16 protein-coding genes and 2 pseudogenes are annotated in these 19,616 nt (G+C 34.1%); 13 read left to right on the forward strand and 5 right to left on the reverse strand.

From position 1 onward, the window contains the following. Positions 1-298 precede the first annotated feature (298 nt). From AC3RV6_RS08805 to AC3RV6_RS08840, 8 genes are all read left to right on the forward strand, one after another. Positions 299-1,708: an alanine/glycine:cation symporter family protein gene (locus AC3RV6_RS08805; protein WP_489749067.1), complete on the forward strand. Its 1,410-nt coding sequence runs from the start codon at positions 299-301 to the stop codon at positions 1,706-1,708. A 22-nt stretch (positions 1,709-1,730) separates the two neighbouring features. Beyond that, the gene (locus tag AC3RV6_RS08810) at positions 1,731-2,795 is read left to right on the forward strand and encodes an alanine/ornithine racemase family PLP-dependent enzyme (RefSeq protein ID WP_489749068.1); all 1,065 of its coding nucleotides are present in this window, start codon (positions 1,731-1,733) and stop codon (positions 2,793-2,795) included. Positions 2,796-2,979: 184 nt separating this feature from the next. Next, positions 2,980-3,954: a LacI family DNA-binding transcriptional regulator gene (locus tag AC3RV6_RS08815; RefSeq protein WP_489749224.1), complete on the forward strand. Its 975-nt coding sequence runs from the start codon at positions 2,980-2,982 to the stop codon at positions 3,952-3,954. A 14-nt stretch (positions 3,955-3,968) separates the two neighbouring features. Then, complete coding sequence (gene rbsK / locus AC3RV6_RS08820) at positions 3,969-4,859, forward strand: ribokinase (protein WP_489749069.1); 891 nt, start codon at positions 3,969-3,971, stop codon at positions 4,857-4,859. A 45-nt stretch (positions 4,860-4,904) separates the two neighbouring features. Next, the gene (gene rihC, locus AC3RV6_RS08825) at positions 4,905-5,825 is read left to right on the forward strand and encodes a ribonucleoside hydrolase RihC (protein WP_489749070.1); all 921 of its coding nucleotides are present in this window, start codon (positions 4,905-4,907) and stop codon (positions 5,823-5,825) included. A 62-nt stretch (positions 5,826-5,887) separates the two neighbouring features. Beyond that, positions 5,888-7,318 carry a C4-dicarboxylate transporter DcuC gene (gene dcuC, locus AC3RV6_RS08830; protein ID WP_489749071.1) on the forward strand — a complete coding sequence of 477 codons (1,431 nt, stop codon included), beginning with the start codon at positions 5,888-5,890 and terminating at the stop codon, positions 7,316-7,318. A gap of 445 nt (positions 7,319-7,763) precedes the next feature. After that, positions 7,764-7,886 carry a hypothetical protein gene (locus AC3RV6_RS08835; RefSeq protein ID WP_489749072.1) on the forward strand — a complete coding sequence of 41 codons (123 nt, stop codon included), beginning with the start codon at positions 7,764-7,766 and terminating at the stop codon, positions 7,884-7,886. Positions 7,887-8,075: 189 nt separating this feature from the next. Beyond that, complete coding sequence (locus AC3RV6_RS08840; protein ID WP_489749073.1) at positions 8,076-9,953, forward strand: FUSC family protein; 1,878 nt, start codon at positions 8,076-8,078, stop codon at positions 9,951-9,953. 232 nt (positions 9,954-10,185) lie between these two features. Here AC3RV6_RS08840 and AC3RV6_RS08845 read toward each other — a convergent pair whose 3' ends face one another. Both AC3RV6_RS08845 and AC3RV6_RS08850 read right to left on the reverse strand, forming a co-directional pair. After that, positions 10,186-10,473 carry a hypothetical protein gene (locus AC3RV6_RS08845; protein WP_489749074.1) on the reverse strand — a complete coding sequence of 96 codons (288 nt, stop codon included), beginning with the start codon at positions 10,471-10,473 and terminating at the stop codon, positions 10,186-10,188. Next, complete coding sequence (locus AC3RV6_RS08850) at positions 10,470-11,387, reverse strand: HD domain-containing phosphohydrolase (RefSeq protein ID WP_489749075.1); 918 nt, start codon at positions 11,385-11,387, stop codon at positions 10,470-10,472. Before AC3RV6_RS08850 ends, AC3RV6_RS08845 begins: the two co-directional genes overlap by 4 nt. Before the next feature lie 451 nt (positions 11,388-11,838). Between AC3RV6_RS08850 and AC3RV6_RS08855 the strand changes: the two genes are divergently transcribed. The 4 genes from AC3RV6_RS08855 to AC3RV6_RS08870 all read left to right on the forward strand — a co-directional run bounded on the left by AC3RV6_RS08855 (position 11,839) and on the right by AC3RV6_RS08870 (position 15,982). Further along, positions 11,839-13,371, forward strand: coding sequence for a DEAD/DEAH box helicase (locus AC3RV6_RS08855; protein ID WP_489749076.1), 1,533 nt, complete (start codon positions 11,839-11,841; stop codon positions 13,369-13,371). A 12-nt stretch (positions 13,372-13,383) separates the two neighbouring features. Continuing rightward, on the forward strand, positions 13,384-14,166 hold the full coding sequence (locus tag AC3RV6_RS08860; protein WP_489749077.1) for a YqhG family protein: 783 nt from the start codon (positions 13,384-13,386) through the stop codon (positions 14,164-14,166). A gap of 77 nt (positions 14,167-14,243) precedes the next feature. After that, the gene (locus AC3RV6_RS08865; protein WP_489749078.1) at positions 14,244-15,464 is read left to right on the forward strand and encodes a DEAD/DEAH box helicase; all 1,221 of its coding nucleotides are present in this window, start codon (positions 14,244-14,246) and stop codon (positions 15,462-15,464) included. Positions 15,465-15,781: 317 nt separating this feature from the next. Beyond that, entirely contained in the window at positions 15,782-15,982 is a 201-nt protein-coding gene (locus AC3RV6_RS08870; protein ID WP_489749079.1) for a cold-shock protein, read from the forward strand. Between the two features lie 106 nt (positions 15,983-16,088). Here AC3RV6_RS08870 and AC3RV6_RS08875 read toward each other — a convergent pair. After that, positions 16,089-17,235: pseudogene (locus AC3RV6_RS08875) on the reverse strand (purine/pyrimidine permease). A gap of 135 nt (positions 17,236-17,370) precedes the next feature. Here AC3RV6_RS08875 and AC3RV6_RS08880 point away from each other — a divergent pair. Further along, positions 17,371-17,583 (forward strand): annotated as a pseudogene (locus AC3RV6_RS08880) (aldehyde dehydrogenase family protein); the annotation flags it as partial. Between the two features lie 136 nt (positions 17,584-17,719). On the opposite strand, the gene AC3RV6_RS08885 reads toward AC3RV6_RS08880, so the two are convergent. Together AC3RV6_RS08885 and AC3RV6_RS08890 are read right to left on the reverse strand one after the other, a co-directional pair. Further along, positions 17,720-19,138 (reverse strand): amidase, encoded by a 1,419-nt coding sequence (locus AC3RV6_RS08885; protein ID WP_489749080.1) that lies wholly within the window; start codon positions 19,136-19,138, stop codon positions 17,720-17,722. Next, entirely contained in the window at positions 19,131-19,313 is a 183-nt protein-coding gene (locus tag AC3RV6_RS08890) for a hypothetical protein (RefSeq protein WP_489749081.1), read from the reverse strand. The genes AC3RV6_RS08885 and AC3RV6_RS08890 overlap by 8 nt, the downstream gene beginning before the upstream one ends. Between the last annotated feature and the right edge of the window lie 303 nt (positions 19,314-19,616).

Below are 19,616 nucleotides of genomic sequence, written 5' to 3' on the forward strand. Positions count from 1 at the left end.
TACAAATAGCCATCAAGGTCCCATAAAGATCCGATGTTTACTAATCAAGATGGTGATATTTTCAGACTGAAAATGCCTAAACTACATTATTAAAGACATTAATTAGTTGCAATAATTTTATTTCAGTTAAATGAAATAAATACCATTGCTTTTTGAGTGTGAAAAATATAAAATAATAAAATCCACATTACTTATATTATGTTAATATCTTAATAAAAAAAGTGAGACACTTCAGAAATGAAAACGGATTCAAGGAATAAAAGGTTTATATTTTAATTATGAAAAGGAAGTGTTTAAATTGTATAATATTTTCGAAAGTTTTATTGGGAATTTCAGTAACTGGTTGTATAGTTATATACTAATTATTCTATTGATAGCTGTAGGTTTGTATTTCACGATTCGCACAAAGTTTGTACAGTTCCGTTTATTAAAGGAGTCAATCAAGCTAGTGGCAGAACCGAAAGAAGATAAAAACTCAATATCCTCATTTGAGGCATTGATGGTATCGACAGCATCTAGAGTAGGTGTTGGTAATATTGCAGGGGTTTCTACTGCGATTGTGTTAGGTGGAGCTGGCTCAGTATTTTGGATGTGGGTTATCGCTATTATCGGCGCAGCATCAGCATTCATTGAAAGTACACTTGCACAAATATACAAAGTCCGTGATGAAGACGGGGGTTCTTACGGTGGACCTGCTTATTATATTCAAGCGGCTCTAAAAAGCAGATTTTTAGGTGTCGTATTCGCCATTGTTCTGATCTTAACTTATATGGGCGGATTCAATATGGTTGCTTCATTTAATATTGCATCGGCTTTCGAAAGCTACGGTTTTTATAGTTCTTCTACTCCGATTATCATTGGTGCAATTTTAGCAATTCTGACAGGCCTTAGTATTTTTAAAGGTGGTAAAACTTTAAGTAAAATTACTAGTATAGTTGTTCCTATCATGGCACTTTCATATATTGCGGTCGCATTAATTATTGTCGTGACACATTTAGAGCTTGTCCCGGGAATGTTTAATTCGATTTTTGTACAAGCATTCGATTTTAAAGCGGCATTTGGTGGTTTTGCGGGCTCTGCGATTATGTACGGTATTAAACGTGGTCTTTATTCAAACGAGGCTGGTGTTGGTTCTGCACCTAACGCGGCTGCTGCTGCAAGTGTTTCGCATCCTGTCAAACAAGGACTCGTTCAAATGTTGTCTGTATTCATCGATACCTTGGTGATTTGTACAGCTACTGCATTCATGTTGTTGAGTTCAGGTGTTGCACCAGAAGAATCTCTAAAAGGTGTACCTTATGCGCAGGCAGCTGTTGCAGCTACTTTTGGTGATTTTGGTGTTGTATTCATTACATTTGCGCTATTTATCTTTGCATTCACGTCTATTATTGGAAACTTATTTTATGCGGAATCAAATCTTAGGTATTTAAATAAAAACAAATTGAGTAAAACGAAGCTTGTCATGTTCAGATTAGCGGCAGTTGTTATCGTATTTTTTGGTGCACAACTCAACTTTTCAATTGCATGGGATACTGCAGATGTATTAATGGGGATTATGGCGCTAATTAATATACCAATCATTTTCATATTGGCGAAACCTGCTATTAGGTGTCTTGAAGATTATACGAAGCAAAAAAAGGAAGGCAAGAATCCAGTATTTAAGGCAAAATCAATTGGAATTAAAGAGAAAACAGATTTCTGGAACTAAATTTCAGAAATGAGGAGAAGCTATGTATCCATTAGTTCGTGTGAATAAAAAACACCTACTCGAAAACGTTCTTACTGTTACGCATTTGTGTAAGGACCGAAATGCTTTTGTGACAGGTGTTACAAAAGTATTTTGTGGAGATCCTGAAATCGCACAAGTATATGTAGATGGTGGTATTACAAAACTTGGCGATTCCCGAGTAGAGAATTTAAAGTTGTTAAAAGATCTAAATGCTGAATTGTGGTTGATTCGACCACCGATGCTTTCGGAAATCGAAGATCTTGTTAACTTTGCGGACGCTTCTTTGAATTCAGAATTAGCGACAATTATTGCAATTAATGACATGGCAATAAAACTTGGTAAGGTCCATAAAGTAATATTAATGGTAGATCTTGGTGATATACGAGAAGGTTTTATTGATCATGAGGAGCTTATTCAAGTCGCATTAGAAACTGAGAAAGTGGAAGGCGTCCACCTTTATGGTATCGGCGTAAACTTAACTTGTTTTTCATTCGTCCAGTCTGATGTTGAGAAAATGTCTATCCTATCAAAGTTGGCAGATAAAATCAGTTCTATAATAGGTAGGGATTTAGAAATTTTAAGCGGCGGTAATTCTGCAACATTAAATTTAATGCTGAATGCTGAAATAAATGTAGGTATAAATAATTTGCGTTTAGGGGAGTCACTTTTATTCGGCAAAGAACGAACAAACTATACATTTCTACCTGATACACATAAAGATGTATTCATATTGGAATGCCAAATTGTCGAACTAAAAGAAAAACCTTCGTTACCATGGGGGAGCATCGGGGTTGATTCATATGGTAAAACCCCGATATTTACAGATAGGGGAATGCGGTTAAAGGCTATTTGCGCACTTGGTAAACAAGATTTTGATCTTGAGACATCAACGCCGATTGATTCTAGTATCATTGTATTAGGCGCAAGTTCAGATCATCTTATGTTAGATGTGACGGATTGTGAAGAATCATACATAGTCGGAGACATTATCAAATTTGAACTTGGTTATTTTTCAACGTTAAGGGCCTTCACGTCAAAATATGTTCATAAGATATATGAAAATTAAATACCGTATCCGATAGAGAAAGAGAGGAAATCAACCAATTTATAAGTGGTTGATTTTTTCTGTGGTTATAGAAAACTTTGTAGTATTACATATTGTCAATATTACGCTTAATTATGGCTTGACTATGAAAACTAAAAAAGTTAAAATTGTGTAACCGGTTACTCATTATGATGGGGTGAGACAAATAGTAACGATTAAAGATGTAGCAAAACATGCAGGTGTATCTGTTGCAACTGTGTCTCGAGTGCTGAATAACAAAGGATATGTTGGTGTCGCTACAAGAAAAACAGTAGAAAATTCAATTGAAAACTTAAAATATATTCCAAATGAAATTGCTAGAAGTCTATTTAAAAAGCAATCTAAATCAATTGGTTTAATCGTTCCAGATATTATGAATCCTTATTTTCCAGAATTAGCACGAGCTGTGGAAGATACAGCTTTAAGACTTGGATATAATGTAATACTATGCAATTCGGATGGGAATGCAGAAAAAGAACAACGTTATTTAGACGTTTTACTTCAAAAATATATAGACGGCATTATTATTTCTTCTAATACATTAAAAGAAAAAACAATTCTTGGACTGAATATCCCTTTTGTCAGTATTGATAGAGAAATAAGTAAAGATATTCCGACAATTGTTGTTGAAAATATAAAAGGTGCAAAAATGGCTACTCTTTTTTTGAAAGAGAAGGGATGCCAAAAAATTGCCCATATAAGTGGTCCGGATCATGTAATAAATGCCCGTGAACGATGTGAAGGTTATAGGGAAGTTGTTTCTATGGAGCCGTGGTTTGGAGAAGAATTGATCGTCAATGGGAACTATGATATGGAGACTGCGACAAATGTGACGCTTCAATTATTAAAGTTGCATCCGGAAATAGATGGCATATTTGCAGCCAATGATACGATGGCGATTGGTGTAATGAAAGCCGCTCATCAATTAGGTCTAAAAATACCTGAAGATATTGCAATCATAGGATTTGACGGTATCGCATTGTCGAAAGCAATCACACCAGAACTGACAACAATTGTACAACCAATGTATGAATTAGGTGAAATGGCGGCGAGTATGCTAATAAAGCTGATTGAAGGTAATCAACCTGAAAAGCATTACGTGAAATTTGATGTAAAATTAATAGAAAGACAATCTACATAAGGAGTGTACTATATATGGGTCAAGCCAAAAAAATAACTGTTGTTGGCAGTATCAACATGGATTTGGTTACAATTACGAATCAACTTCCAAAAGTTGGTGAAACAATCATCGGGCAGTATTTCCAAACAAATCCCGGTGGTAAAGGTGCAAATCAAGCTGTGGCAGCAGCGATGCTCGGTGCGGACGTCCAGATGATAGGCTGTGTCGGTCAAGATCTTTTTGGTCAGGATTTACTTAAGCATCTTGAACTTAAGGGTGTCGATGTCAGTCATGTTGAATCTGTAACAGAGTCGACTGGAACAGCTTCAATTACTGTTTCAGATAATGATAATCAAATCATTATTGTATCAGGAGCGAATAATTACGTCACTGCTTCTTTTGTTGAATCAAAGCGGGAAGTCATTAAGAACTGCGATGTGCTTATTCTGCAACTTGAAATTCCGCTGGAAGGTGTACAAAAAGCAGTTGAAATTGCAAAAGAAAACGGCGTCACTATTATATTAAATCCAGCACCAATTTGTAAGCTTCCAGAGGATTTACTGCAACAAGTCGATTATTTAACACCTAATGAACATGAATTCAATCTATTAATGCAAGACCACAATCAAAATTTATTAGCGAAAGTTATATTAACAAAAGGTAGCGAAGGGGTTTCGTTTTTTGATCAAGGACAAGAAGTGAATATACCTGCCTATGAAGTAAAAGTCGTAGATACAACCGGCGCTGGCGATTCTTTTAATGGCGGACTTGCGTTTGCGCTTAGTAATGATATTTCTTTAAGTGAGGCTTGCGCATTTGGAAATGCAGTGGGTGCATTAGCGACAACAAAGCTTGGTGCACAAACCGGCATGCCGAATAAGGAAGAATTAGATGAGTTTATTCATAAATCCGGCAAGAGAATTTGAGGTAATGAACTTAACAAAGATCACATAAAAATAGGGGGAATAAACATGACGAAAAAGCCGATTATTATTGATACTGATCCAGGAATTGATGATGCAGTTGCTATAGCAATTGCTCTTTATAGTGATGAATTAGATGTTAAGTTATTTACGACAGTTGCAGGGAATGTGAACGTTGATAAGGTGACAAAGAATATTTTACGTTTATTGGAATTTTATAAGAAAGACGTTCCAGTCGCAATTGGTGCAAATCAGCCTTTGATAAAAGACGCAATTGATGCAAGCGATATTCACGGGGAAAGCGGCATGGATGGTTATGATTTTGGAGAGCCTTCAAGGGATCTGATCTTAGAAGAAAACGCCGTCAATGCGATGTACCGAGTCATCATGGCAAGCGAAGAACCAATGACTATTGTACCGATTGGTCCATTAACAAATATTGCACTTTTATTACAAGTTTATCCAGAGGTGAAAGCAAATATTGCTGAAATAGTTTTAATGGGCGGATCTGCAAATCGAGGAAATGCTGGTGTCATGGCCGAATTCAATATATTTGCTGACCCAGAAGCGGCTAAAATAGTATTCAAGAGTAATGTTCCCATTGTGATGGTCGGATTAGATGTTGGATTAAAAGCACTTGTCTATCCAGAAGATAGTGCGAAATTAAAAGTTATGAATGAAACAGGAAGTATGTTGTATCAGTTATTTCAAAAATACAGAGGCGGCGGCTTGAAAAAAGGCTTGAAAATGTATGATAGTTGTGCGATTGCATATTTATTAAAACCGGAGATGTTTGAAGTAGTTGACACTTTTGTAGACGTTGAAATTACTGGAGCATTAACTTCTGGATGTACTGTTATTGATCTTAATGGCTATTTAGGACAACCAAGCAATGCTAAAGTCTGTATAGATATTGACCCAGTTATGTTCAAAGAATGGTTCTTGGAAAGTTTATCTAAGTGCAATTAATTTGGCAGAATAATCTGCTTGAATAATCTAAGCTATTCAGCTAATAGAGGGAGAATAACGTCATGAACTTAGATATAATAACATATATAGCGGCTTTCCTTTCTGTAGTAGTTGTCGTATATATGCTAATCAAAAAAATGGATATAAAAATCAGCTTATTTTTAATGGGTATAATTCTTATATGGATTGCAATAGCCATGGGAAAAGACATTGCAATTAAAGATTTTGTTACAACTGGTTCTTCAGTTTTAGATGCACTCCAAGTTATAGTAGAACAATTTAAATCGACTTTAACTTCAGCAGGATTAGTTATATTGATGCTGGGTGGTTATACAGCATATATGTCTGCAATTGGTGCAAATGATGTAACGGTCAATGTATTAACAAAGCCGATTTCGAAAATAAAGTCTGTGTACTTCTTGGTGCCAGTGGTATTTTTAATCGGTAATTTACTATCACTTGTCATTCCAAGTGCTTCAAATTTAGCAATCATTTTACTTGCTACTTTGTATCCTGTACTTAGAAAAGCGGGCATGTCAGCTTTAACTGCAGCAGCAATCATTGCTACATCAGCAACAATTATTCCGACGCCGCTTGGAAGCGACAATGTTGCCATTGCTGAGGAATTAGCGAAACACTCAGCTTTTGCGAATATGAGTGTTACGGATTACGTATTTAGTTATCATGCAATGATATCAATACCGACATTAATTTTCATTGCAATAGTGCATTTCTTTTGGCAAAGACGAATGGATAAAAGAGCTCAACTCATAACTACAGAAACTACTGAAGAAATAAATGATGTTGAAGCTAAAGTTGAGATTGTTGGTGGTAAACTTTATAAAACAGTTTATGCAATCCTGCCGGTGTTCCCGATTATTTTATTATTGGGCGCTTATGGTATACAACTTTTCACAGATACATCAATCACAATAAGTGTTGAAATCGCAACACTATTTTCTTTAATCGTAGCGATTATTTGTGAGCTTATTAGATATAAGGGTAATAAAAAAGTTCTTGAAGATACGGAAAGCTTTTTTAAAGGTATGGGCGGGGCAATTTCAATTGTAGCCCTCTTAGTAGCAGCATCCGTATTTGTTACTGGCTTAAAATCAATCGGATTGATTGATTCACTACAAAACACGATGCAATCTATACAGGGATCTGGTTCAGATTTTGTCTTACCATTAATTCTTGTAGTATTCACTGCGATTATCGTATTATTAAGTGGTAGTGGAATTGCGTTATTCTTTGCAATGGTCCCATTGATGATACCTCTTGCTGAAGCTGCAGGAATTAACCCAATTGCAATCTCGATTCCGATGGGATTAGCAGGTAATCTATTTAGAGCTGTTTCACCGGTTGCAGCAGTTGTCTTAATTGTGGCGGCAACTGTTAAAGTTGATCCAATTGAAATTGTGAAAAGAACTTCTGTGCCGATGGTTGCCGGAGTAGTGTTTATGTTCGTGCTTTCGATGATTGTATTTTTGTAAAAACAAATTTCAATGACGATTAAAATATGGATGCCTTTTGTTACTGTCTGAGTATTACATAAAAGACAGTAGCGACGGGCATCCTTTTTTATATATTCGAATCAGTAAATGTTGAAACTTTATAGGGTCAATCAATTTCATAATAGTGTTTTATTGCTACACCGACACAACATATAGTCGAGTTAGAACGTTCTCGAACAATATCTTGTGTCGTTGTAGCAAGTTAAAGTAATTATGAAATTGAATCAGGTAGCATATTTCAAACATGATATTATCCATTTTCACAAATTGTTCTTATGTAAGCGTTTTGAATTTGAATAAATTGTGAAATGTTTCACATAGTTCGTATTACCATCGGGAATAGGTGTAGTATAAGAATTAAGAAACGAACGAGTAAACCATTTTAATAAATATCTAACAATATAAATTAAAAGGAGAATGCGTAATGTGGGTTATTACAGTATTTGACAACAAGGATATTCGAACTTTTGAATATGAAGATAAAAATGAAGCAACAAAGGCGCTTGAAAAATTTGAGCAAAATGCGATATTGTCATACACACGATAAGAAACAACTCCTCAGACAATTTTCGTCTTGAGGAGTTATTTTTCTCTAATAAGAATTAATTAAAAGAGTTTGAATAAAAGTAGGATTACTCTTTGTGTAATTAGGAAATACTTATTAAAACAAATATAATTCAGAAAGTTAATGATGTGCATAGTGCGACCAGATATATTTAAGGTTTGGAGGACTTTTATGAATAAAAAAAGCATTATCTCAAATACCATCTTGTTCATTGCTATTGTGGGTTTCATCATAGGCTTCAATGCGCTTTTTGGCGTAGAGAATACTTTAATTGGTGTTTCAACAGTAACTGCAATGCTTATGTTATTAGAAAGAGATTTAACGATTCATCCAGTTAGCAATACTGTTAAGCTGGTCGGTCTCAATTTACTAATCGGAATTGGTGCCTTTATTGCTTCTGGAAATATGTGGGCAGGCATTCCAATCACATTCTTCATAATGTTCCTCATTAGTTATACGCTCATGTACAATTTAAGAAACCCACTTTTTTTCCCTTTTTCTTTACAATATTTATTCGTACTAGCATTTCCAGTATCTTTAGATCTTTTACCTTTAAGACTTGGGTCATTAGTATTTGGTGCATTTGCAATTATGCTTTTACAAATGTTAGTTAATAAGAAGAAAATTACAAAAGGCGGCAATAAAAGTATTCAAGAAACATGTACAGCAATTTGCGATAAAATTGATGAACTGTTAACAGGTAATATGGATGAAGAAACGAGTGAAAAAATTTCAAAGGAAATTAGTAACATCCGAAATATGATTTTTGACCGTCGCGCAGATAATTTCTATCTTACTGAAGAAGGTAAAATAAGATTAAATATATCTGCAGCACTAGAAAAAATTTATACGCTTATAAATAGGATAAGCCCAGCTGAAGTTAATGAAGAAATTTTAAAAGATTTATCTGATTGTCTGAGGTTGATATCTAATAACTTAAATAAAGAAGGATTTATAGAAGAATTAAATCAATCAGTTGATGAGCTTATCAATTTATACGGACAAAATAAAGATATTAAGCCCCAGACATTAGAAATGTTGAGTAATATTGACTTTTTAAAAGAAAACTTAATAGATCTGATTGTCGAAACGGATAAAAAATATAACTTTGTGAAAAAAATTGAACGAATACCTAAAAAGTTTAAAGAAGTAACTTTTGGTCATCGCAAGCATCAAACAAATTCTATAAAATTCTCCTATGCGATAAGAATTGCAATCGGAATGACTTTAGTTAGCTTTGTTGTCGATTTGTTTGAAATTCACGAAGGCCGTTGGATCATGTTTACGCTTTTATCATTAGTAATCCCTATTTATGAACGATCGCACAAAAGGTTACGTGACCGTATTTTCGCAACAATTGTCGGTTCTGTTTTAGTACTAATTGTGTTTTCAATTGTTGAATCGACAACAGCTAGAAGTTTAAGTTTGATGGTTGGTGGCTATATTATGATGTACGTTAAAGTATATCGATATAGTACAATCATTGTGACTTTTTCAGCGATTGGAGCGGCAACATTACTTTCAGATACAACAGAAATCTTAACAATTAACAGAGTTTTATTTGTAATTATCGGTACGATATTAGCCTTATTACTTAATAAATTTGTTTTTCCATACCATACTGAAGAAGCAAATAATGATTTAGAAATAATGGCTCAAATCAATATTAATGAAATGTTAATTAGTATTCGAGATATGCTGCAGCATAAAAAGGGTAGCGATAGTATCCGAAATCAGTTTATGGCAACTACTATGATTGAAGATCGAGTGAAGATGAATTTGCAAAGCGATGAAAAACAATTAGATGCACTGTGGTTAGCTCCTATGCGAGCACGAGCAATGTCTATTTATGAAATGGCGATGTGGATTGAGAAACGAGAAATCCCAGAAAGTTTATCTGATTTTTTGGCAACTAGAATTGAAAACATTTTAGATTCTAGCTCATCTGACGAATTAATGAGTGAATTAAATGAACAAATAATTCGGACTGAAAGCATTGAAAATAAAATGTTGCTAAGTTTAGTGAAAGATATTATAATTGCCAAGTAAAAATCTCTACTACGAAAATGACAAGAAGCTAACCTTTGAAATAGAAGACCACTGAAAATCTTTTGGTTTTTAAATTTGTAGTATGGGTTATAACAAAAAGAGCCAATTCGTTCGAATTTGAACGAATTGGCTCTTTAACCTTGGTATTGCTTACTCTGAAATTCTAAGTATTTGGTCAAAAGCCAGAATAGATAAAATGATTCAGCATCTTTATATTCTTGTCTAAAAAATGTTAAAACATAACTCTTGCAGGGTCAACAGCTAAAACTTTTTGTCCATCAACTTCAATCCAGATGTAAAAGTAATCTATTTCTAGTCCTGTTGATTGCTTTAATTCATTATGGACAGCTTCCTGAAGTTTAAAAGACTTTTTAGCAGTATTAAATGGAAGGGATAAATTTAATCCAGTGTTAATTGATACTGTTTTGTCTGCTTCTGGTACATATTCAGCACCGGCTTTACCGATGATAAAAGATTGTAATGCAATAACAGTTGCGAATATAAATAAGATTTTTTTCATGATTTCTCCTCCTTTTCAGAAAAAAGTTCATCTTTGATTGTGAAAAATGCTTCGACAACAATAGGATTAAACATTGTACCTTTATTTCTTTCTAATTCCTCCAGAGCAATCATCACATCCATACCTTTGCGATAAACTCTGTCAGTCGTCATCGCGTCAAATGCATCAACTACTGAAATAATTGCTGCCTCAATTTTTATATCTTCCTGTTTAAGGTTATTAGGATAACCCTTACCATCGTATCGTTCATGGTGTTGTTCAACAATTTCACCAGCTTTAATCAAATCGACAAAATTTGTTCCAGTCAAAATCTCGTTACCCCAAGTTGTGTGCTTTTTCATTATTTCGTATTCCTCATCGGTTAACTTACCGGGTTTATTCAATATTTTACCAGGCACTTTTATTTTTCCAATGTCATGAAGAAAGGCTGCTAAATTTAAAATATAAAGTTCCTCAGTTGATAATCCCATAAAAGCTCCTACCATCATAGATAGTTCTTTAATTCGGTCACAATGATCCGCTGTATATCCATCTTTTTCCTCGATTTGCATAGCTAAATCCATCATATCTTTAACTGTGTTGCTGTAAAAATGAAATTGGGGTTGTGAAGTTACGTATAAAAACTCTACTTCTGTATCAGCAATGAAAATTGCATGTTCTTCAACAGGACAGGCATTTATGGAATCTCCTGCTTCTAAAATAATTTCACCACTGTTAGAATGATAAATTAGTTTTCCGGATAAGACGGTTAAATGTTCTAATGCTGTCCAGTCTTCATCGGGAATCATTGCCCACCTTGAACCTTTATATAATTTGTGGTGAATGACTTCAGTTCCATCCCCAGAAGCTAATAATGAAAGTTCGATATTCTTCATATATATTTTTTTAATTGCAGTATTTTTGTGTACTTGCATTATTTATGCTCCTATGTAAATAAATATTTCATTCTGATATATAAGTAATGTTCTTATTATATTAAACTTTCATCCTACTTAATTATAACTTTATTTACTAATAAGTAAAGCTGCGAAATCATTATTTTGTTAAAGTATATTTAGAAAATGAATGCTGTTATGACAACACAAATGCTTTATATATAATAAAGATTTAGTATTTTATATACAACAATTTTTTCTGCATTTGTACATAACTTTTATTTATTAATAAATACTTAATTATTAAAGCTAAGAATAAATATGGTGTATTGTGGTTATTTAGTCCTTTTTTATGACGAAATCTAGATTTTGATTTTAGCAATATAAGTGTTTAATTTCCGTAAAGTTTTCTTGATAAGAAAAAACTTACATAGAAACTTCTTTATTGGACATTCTAATAATAAAGAATATATTGTCTGAGGTGATTTGAATGAAAATTGAAAATTCATCAGCGTGGAAAGATGGCTTTATTGAAAAACTTGAGAATCGTGAACCATGGGATAATTGCGCTTTATACAATATGAGTTATGATATTGTTAAGAAGAATTTAATTACCAATTTTAACGGTCTTCAGTCACTAAAATATTTACCGAATGTTACCCCTTTAGAACATCAGTTGAAAGCTGCGGAAACCGTTATTGAAAGAATGAATGGGAAAGCGATACTAGCCGATGAAGTTGGCCTTGGAAAAACGATTGAGGCTGGTTTAATCTTAAAAGAATACCTAATGAGAGGTCTTGTGAAAAAAGCACTTATTTTAGTTCCAGCATCACTTGTTAATCAATGGATAGAAGAACTCAACTTTAAGTTTCATATACCAGCTATGCAATATAAGAAAAATTATGATTTGAACTATTGTACAATTGTCGTAATGAGCATGGATACAGCGAAGAAAAGTCCACATATAGAAAGGATTTATGAACAAGATTACGATTTAGTCATTATTGATGAAGCTCATAAATTAAAAAATCATAAAACACAAAGCTATGCTTTTGTACAAAATTTAAAAAAGAAGTTTTGTCTATTATTAACAGCTACACCAATACAAAATAATATTTTTGAACTCTTCTATCTAATATCTTTATTAAAACCGGGGCATTTAGGAAATTACGATACTTTTAAATCTGCATTTTCCGTTAGTAAACATGATTTAGAATATGAAGAGTTCTTAAAAGAATTGGTCAATCAAGTGATGGTGAGAAATAGAAGACAAGATACCGGAATTGCTTGGACAAATCGACATGTACAAATCATTCCAATTGATTTTACGGCAGAAGAAAAAGAAGTATACGATCTAATTACGGAGCTCAAGCATATTTCGTCCGTGTTCTCAGGTGCATTCTCAATGATTACATTACAAAGAGAGATGTGTAGCAGTAAGGAAGCTACGCTTTTAACACTAACTAAAATGCGGAAGAACTGTTCTTTGGGAGAAGAAGTCAATCATGTAGACCATGTTATTCGAAAATTATCGAATTTAGCGATACACTCGAAAGCAGAGAAAGCCTATGAGCTTATATTAAAGGCAAATGATAAGGTTATTATCTTCACGGAATACAAAGCAAGCCAGACCTATTTACAGGAATATTTATATTCAAAGGGGATTGGAAGCGTTATATATAATGGAAAATTAAGCAAAAGTAGTCGAGACTGGATTAAACAGCTTTTCCGACAAAATGCGCAAGTGTTAATTGCTACGGAATCTGGAAGTGAAGGAATTAACCTACAGTTTTGTCACCATGTCATTAATTATGATTTACCATGGAATCCTATGAAATTAGAGCAACGAATTGGGCGTGTTCACAGATTAGGGCAAGAACATGACGTTCATATTTACAATTTGGCAATTCAAAATACGATAGAAGATCATATATTAGATTTACTAAAAGTTAAAATCGGTGTTTTTGAAAAAGTGGTTGGGGAGTTAGATGATATATTATCCCCTTATAAAGAATCGATTTAAAGGAGAATGTAGATGCAACCGCAACAAATCCATAGTTATTTACGACGCTTTTTTACTGAAAACAAATGCCGAATTTTAAAGGATCAAGCACATTATATACAAATACAATTAACCGTTGAAATGGATAAAAGAATTATGAATCGGCCGTATTACTGGCAGTATATCGAAAGTATAAATGAAGAGCCAAATCCAGCACAAGTCACTTTTATCACAGATTACAATAAAGTAGATAAAAGCATCAGGGGAGAAGTAGTTCACATTGGCTCAGCGCGACTTACACAACTGTTTCAAGTGACAAGGGAGCTAGGTTCATATGTACTAATGTTTGAGCAAGTAGTCGAGAATCAAGTTGAGAAAACCATTTTAACGCCATGGTTGGCAGTTAATTATAAAATTTCGTATTATAGCGATCAAACGAAGGAAGTCTTGTACGCATTAGGAATTAATTTAATGACAGGAAATGTTACGCTTGGTTTTCATGAATCGTTAAGTAATCTCCATTTAAGTGAACAGTCGACAGGAAATACATTTCAATTACCATACGTCATTACTCCTGTACGCGCCTTAGATCGATTGGATAGAGTTATTGATAACTTTATACAAGATGATGACCACACTTGGGCGGAAGAAGCGAAGAAAAGGTGGCAAAAGGATAGCCAAGTTTTAGAATACTTCTATGAAGGACTAGAAAGTAAGCCGGAAAGCTATGAAGTAGAAAAAAAAGCAATGCAAGAACAATATGAGGCAAGAATCAAAATTGACGTTATTAATGGTGGATTGTATTATTTAAAATGATTCAGGCCATACTAGATGCTACCTTTTATTAGGTAGCATTATTTTTATTTATTCACTACGAAATAGGATATACTTAGATGAAAGGATCAGTTTGTTCAAATCAAGAAAATGAGGTAATTTATATGTATGAAAGTAATTTCGAAGATTATCATTTAAGCAAAGAAATAATGAGAGCAATTGCAATATTGAAGTTTGGGATGCCAACAGAGGTTCAAAGTGAAGTCATCCCTAAAGCATTGGGAAATCTGGACCTTATTGTGGAATCTCAAACAGGGACTGGTAAGACAGCGTCGTTTTGCATACCGCTTTGCGAAATGATTGATTTGAATATAGAAAAACCGCAAGCCTTAATCTTGACACCAACCCGAGAACTTGCTGTTCAAGTTGGTGAGACTTGTGCTCAAATCGGTCGCATTAAAAAAGTTAGGGTCGTATCCGTTTACGGTAAAGAACCTTTTTATATACAAGAAGAAGCATTAGAGGAACGGACACATGTCATCGTTGGTACACCTGGTCGTGTGATGGACCATATTGAAAGGGAAACCCTGATTTTGGATGAAATAAAATATTTAATTATAGATGAAGCAGATGAAATGCTATCAAGGGGATTTGTAAAACAAGTGGAGGCGATTATTAAAAGACTTCCATCAAATAGGGTAACAATGGTTTTTTCTGCTACATTTCCTAACAAAGTTGAAAACCTTTGTCGGCAATATATGAGAAATCCAATAAATATTAATGTGGATTCGACTTCAATTTCAAAGGCCGAAATTGAGCATTATATAATTGAAGTGAAAGAGTCTGAAAAAATGGCGTTGCTAAAAGACGTGTCTATAGTAGAAAACCCTGACAGTTGTATCATATTCTGTAAAACTAAAAGACAAGTTGATAAGGTATTTGCTGAACTAGAAAGCTTTAATTACACTTGCGAGAAAATCCATAGTGGAATTAATCAAGAAGATCGGTTCTCTATTATGGATGGCTTTAAAATGGGGAATTTTCGTTATCTTGTAGCAACGGATATTGCAGCAAGAGGAATTGATGTTGCTAATTTATCGTTAATAATAAACTATGATGCACCGTCAGAGAAGGAAAGTTTTGTGCACCGTACAGGGAGAACTGGACGTGCTGGTCAACTCGGAAAAGCCATTATGTTTACAACACTTAATGACAGAAAAACACTTAAATCAATTGAATCATACATTGGTTTTGAGATACCTGTCATGCTAGCACCTACGAAACAAGAAGTTTTAAACAGAAAAAAAGATTTTGAAGAAAAAATGAATGTTCGTAGGTGATTTGAATCTTAGCATTAGAGTAAGCAGATATTAATTGTTCAACAAACTTAACCAATTATTGTAGAAGGAAAGGATTACAGAAGTTGATTTGAAACATAGGAAACAAGTTTTTTTTATTGATGTTACAAAGTAGATATTAGTGTTTTCTTTTTAAATAAGAATCATAATGCTTGCTATTTCATTATATATCTGTTATTCTAAGGAAGTATTATCTTTGTTCGTTTTCAGATTGAGAATAGATTTTGTTATTCGTCTAAGGTATTTGAGCAAGTATAGTAACATATATGTGTGGATATCCGCACTAGGAGGCAATAATTATGGAACAAGGTACAGTTAAATGGTTTAATGCAGAAAAAGGTTTTGGTTTCATCGAACGTGAAGAAGGAGAAGACGTATTCGTACATTTCTCAGCAATCCAAAGCGAAGGTTTCAAATCTTTAGACGAAGGTCAAAGTGTAACGTTTGAAATCGAGCAAGGTCAACGTGGACTACAAGCTACAAACGTTGAAAAAGCTTAATAATAGCTAAAAAAAGACCCTATATATAGGGTCTTTTTTTGTGCATTAATTTAAGAAAATGACCCGTTTAGCTAAACGGCATATTTGGAAACAGGCTAACCTATTTTTAGGTAATGGCCAACCGATCCCAATTAATAAAGCTTTCCATAAGTAAAGAAATTAAAAATCCCATAATAAATCCGTTTGTAATTAACGGTTGAATAATAGCAGGTAAGAAAGTAAATAACATTTGATCTACAGTCATTATACTAATCCCGATTAGAACAGGGGCAACTATTCGATAAATCGTAACTGAATTAAATACATAGCTATTGAAACTTCTAAATGTAGTTCCCATTAATTGAGAGTAAGCCACTAATAAAACAGCATTACCAACAGGCATAGGCAGTGTAGCCAGAATAAGACCCAACGGAGGAATAATTCCTATCAGCATGATTAGTGCCCCACCAATTAAAAAAGGTTTTCGATTAAATATTTGGGTACTTTCTAAAAATCCAATAGAAGAAGCAAATGGCGCGAATACGACTAAACCAAAAAGGGCTGCAAGAATAGAATAAATTCCTGTCAAAAAATATGAGAATTTATAACGCTTCATTGATACTGAAACATTAAATAACTTAGCGGCAGCTGAAACTGATGCAACAGTATTGCTTAGATTAATTAGACAACCTAAAAAGGTTATCGCTATAATTCCGTATTCTAAATTAGGAGTTCCTAGGGGGAAAAGAGAAAATGCAGCTACGGATCCACTCAAATCTGGTTTTGTAATTGGGAAAAGAACAGCAAATATAATCCATCCGCCAATCATGCCAATTAATATTGAAAAATATAAATGTGAGCTGAAATGTTAGAAGAAACAAGTAAACACTCATGACCATTGGACTGAATATTCTTTGAACTAGAGAAATTAAATTAAATACAACTAGAAGAATCGTAACTAATGCGCCTAATAATATTCCAGTAGCAACGCCACCGCCGATTGTTTCTAAACTTAACCCGAGAGATGGTGCCGATAAACATAGATTTAAAATTAAACCCCATACAATTCCAGAAGGGCCTTCCAACAAAGGGAAGCGATGTCCGATAATCCCTTGTAAAATACACGCACCACCAGTCACGATAAGCGCACTTCGTAAAATTGTAGCGATTTGATCTGCTTGTAAATCGAAAGCAAAGCCAATAGAGATAGGAACTACAACAATATTAGCGAAAATAAAAAAGAACCATTGTATTAGAGCGAAAGTAGTTGTCAATGAGAAAAACTTAATTATAAAATCACCTTTTCCAAAATGTAAAAGTATTATTTTTTTTACAATGTTAGCAAAGATATTGGTTATATAAATATGTATTCAATAAATTGTGTGAGGAATTAAAATTCTTTCGAATAGTTATTAGCTGGTGCGTGGACAAAAGGCGTTACCAAAACCCATAGTTTAGCTAAAAAACGTAAAGCGGGTACTGTTTGGATAAACTGCTACCAAGTCTTCGACGTTGCAGCACCATTTGGTGGCTTCAAACAATCAGGAATTGGTCGCGAACTAGGTTCATATGCACTTAATAACTACACAGAAGTAAAAAGCGTCTATGTTTCACTAGATTAATATTACAATTTTTCATAAAAAAGTATACTTCAATATCCAAGTATATATATATAATATTAATGTTTATTTAAAAAAATTAAGAACTTAAAAAACTTGTCCGCATTAAGTATGCAGACAAGTTTTTTATAAATTAATATTATGATTTAACGAGAAAATTAGGTTTTCTTCCTTTTAAAGGCTGTGTTTGTTCAATTGCAAAACCAGTGTTAAGGAGTAGACCTTCATTAAATGCTGGCCCCATAATCTGAAGACCAATTGGTAAATTCCCCTTAAATCCACACGGTACCGAAAGGGCAGGTAGTCCCGTCAAATTTGCAGGTCCTGTAAATCTAATGATGTTATCAATCAAATCTACTTGTTTGCCATTTAAATCTACAAAATCGTTACCAATTGAATTAGGCGCAACAGGTAGTGTCGGCGTAATGAGGACATCAACTTTTTCAAATGCTTTTTGGAATTCTTGCTTAAGCTGTCTTCTAACTTGTTGTGCTTGTAAATAATCAACAGCTGATGGGAGTTCACCTAACTCAAATAGTAGTCGAATGTCATCACCAAAATCATCCGGTCTCTTTAACATATCAGAGTGATGAATAGCAGCGGCTTCTGATAAAGATGTGACTAACTCTGCCCATTCAGCATATCGCAGCGTAGGAATTTTAACTGTTTCAACTCTTGCACCGCGGTCCACCAGACTTTGTATTCCAACGCGAACAAGTTTATCAATATCCGAATCAACTTGATTAAAGAAGAATTCTTCATTAACACCAATAACTAAATCCTTAACATCGCCAGTAATTTGAGAGAGGTAGTTATCTACAGGTGTATTTGCTGAAGTTGGATCATTTTTATCAAAACCCGAAATTACTTCTAGTAACCCAGCAGCATCTTTTACCGTTTTAGTCATTGGACCAATATGATCAAGTGACCATGCAAGTGGGTAACAGCCGTACTTACTTACTCTTCCGTGCGTTGGTTTTAAACCGACAATACCGCATGCCGATGAAGGAATACGGATTGAACCTGCTGTGTCTGTCCCAAGAGAGGCAACACTAGATCCTGCTGCGACTGCTGCGCCGGAACCACCACTTGATCCGCCTGGTATTTTATCAAGATCCCATGGGTTTTTAACAGCACCATAGTGAGGGTTATTATTCGTAATGCCCCAAGCGTATTCATGCATACTAAGTTTTCCAGTAAAGACGACGCCTGCATCTCTCATTCTTTCTACTACAGTTGCGTCGTAATCCGAAACAAAGTCCTTATGAATTTTCGAGGACATTGTCGTTACTTTATTTTTGAAATATAAATTATCTTTTAAGGCTATCGGGATACCATGATACATACCTCGGTAATTACCGTTTGAAATTTCCTCTTCCGCTTTTTTTGCAGCGGCTTCAGCATCTTCACGATAAAATGCCATATATGCATTAAGTGTTTCTTGCGTTTCCTCCGCATGATCTAGAATTGCGCTTGTTAATTCAACAGGAGAAAGAGATTTACTCTCAAGTAAAGGTGCAAGTTCCTCAACGGATTTGTCAATAAGTTCCTTACTCAATATGATCGCCTCCTGGAATATTACGTAATGCAATATCTGCGTCGTCAATATTTACATCTTCCAGATTACCTCTTAATTCTTGCATTCCTTTCCAACGGGCTTCAAGTATTTCCAAATGTTTTTCTTTCGCTTTAATCCCTTTGTTCTCAAGCAATTCTCGAACAGATAAAGTCAATCAAAACACTCCTTCTTCAGCAGTATTTATCATTAATAGGCAAATAGCCTAGTAAGATCAACAAAAACTTTCAATCATCTCAACTATTCAAAACCAATAATATAGATAGCTTGTCCAATGAAGCTTTTTTTAATTTCTGTTGTAAAAACAGTTCTCTTGATGTCGTTTTGACTCATTCGATTTTAAAGATAGTAAGTTATAACTATTTGGTCTTATAATTATTGAGAGAATATTCGAACTACTTAAACCATAGCATAACAGATTACTAAGTCAATATTTATCTGGCAAAATAGACTTGATATA

It is taken from the genome of Sporosarcina sp. So3-204, from assembly GCF_058068165.1.

Bases quoted from the DNA above. Each gene is read 5' to 3' on its own strand.
- AC3RV6_RS08810 (WP_489749068.1), top strand. From the start codon at position 1,731: ATGTATCCATTAGTTCGTGTGAATAAAAAACACCTACTCGAAAACGTT.
- rbsK (WP_489749069.1), top strand. From the start codon at position 3,969: ATGGGTCAAGCCAAAAAAATAACTGTTGTTGGCAGTATCAACATGGAT.
- rihC (WP_489749070.1), top strand. From the start codon at position 4,905: ATGACGAAAAAGCCGATTATTATTGATACTGATCCAGGAATTGATGAT.
- dcuC (WP_489749071.1), top strand. From the start codon at position 5,888: ATGAACTTAGATATAATAACATATATAGCGGCTTTCCTTTCTGTAGTA.
- AC3RV6_RS08835 (WP_489749072.1), top strand. From the start codon at position 7,764: ATGTGGGTTATTACAGTATTTGACAACAAGGATATTCGAACTTTTGAA.
- AC3RV6_RS08840 (WP_489749073.1), top strand. From the start codon at position 8,076: ATGAATAAAAAAAGCATTATCTCAAATACCATCTTGTTCATTGCTATT.
- AC3RV6_RS08845 (WP_489749074.1), bottom strand. From the start codon at position 10,473: ATGAAAAAAATCTTATTTATATTCGCAACTGTTATTGCATTACAATCT.
- AC3RV6_RS08850 (WP_489749075.1), bottom strand. From the start codon at position 11,387: ATGCAAGTACACAAAAATACTGCAATTAAAAAAATATATATGAAGAAT.
- AC3RV6_RS08855 (WP_489749076.1), top strand. From the start codon at position 11,839: ATGAAAATTGAAAATTCATCAGCGTGGAAAGATGGCTTTATTGAAAAA.
- AC3RV6_RS08860 (WP_489749077.1), top strand. From the start codon at position 13,384: ATGCAACCGCAACAAATCCATAGTTATTTACGACGCTTTTTTACTGAA.
- AC3RV6_RS08865 (WP_489749078.1), top strand. From the start codon at position 14,244: ATGAAAGGATCAGTTTGTTCAAATCAAGAAAATGAGGTAATTTATATG.
- AC3RV6_RS08870 (WP_489749079.1), top strand. From the start codon at position 15,782: ATGGAACAAGGTACAGTTAAATGGTTTAATGCAGAAAAAGGTTTTGGT.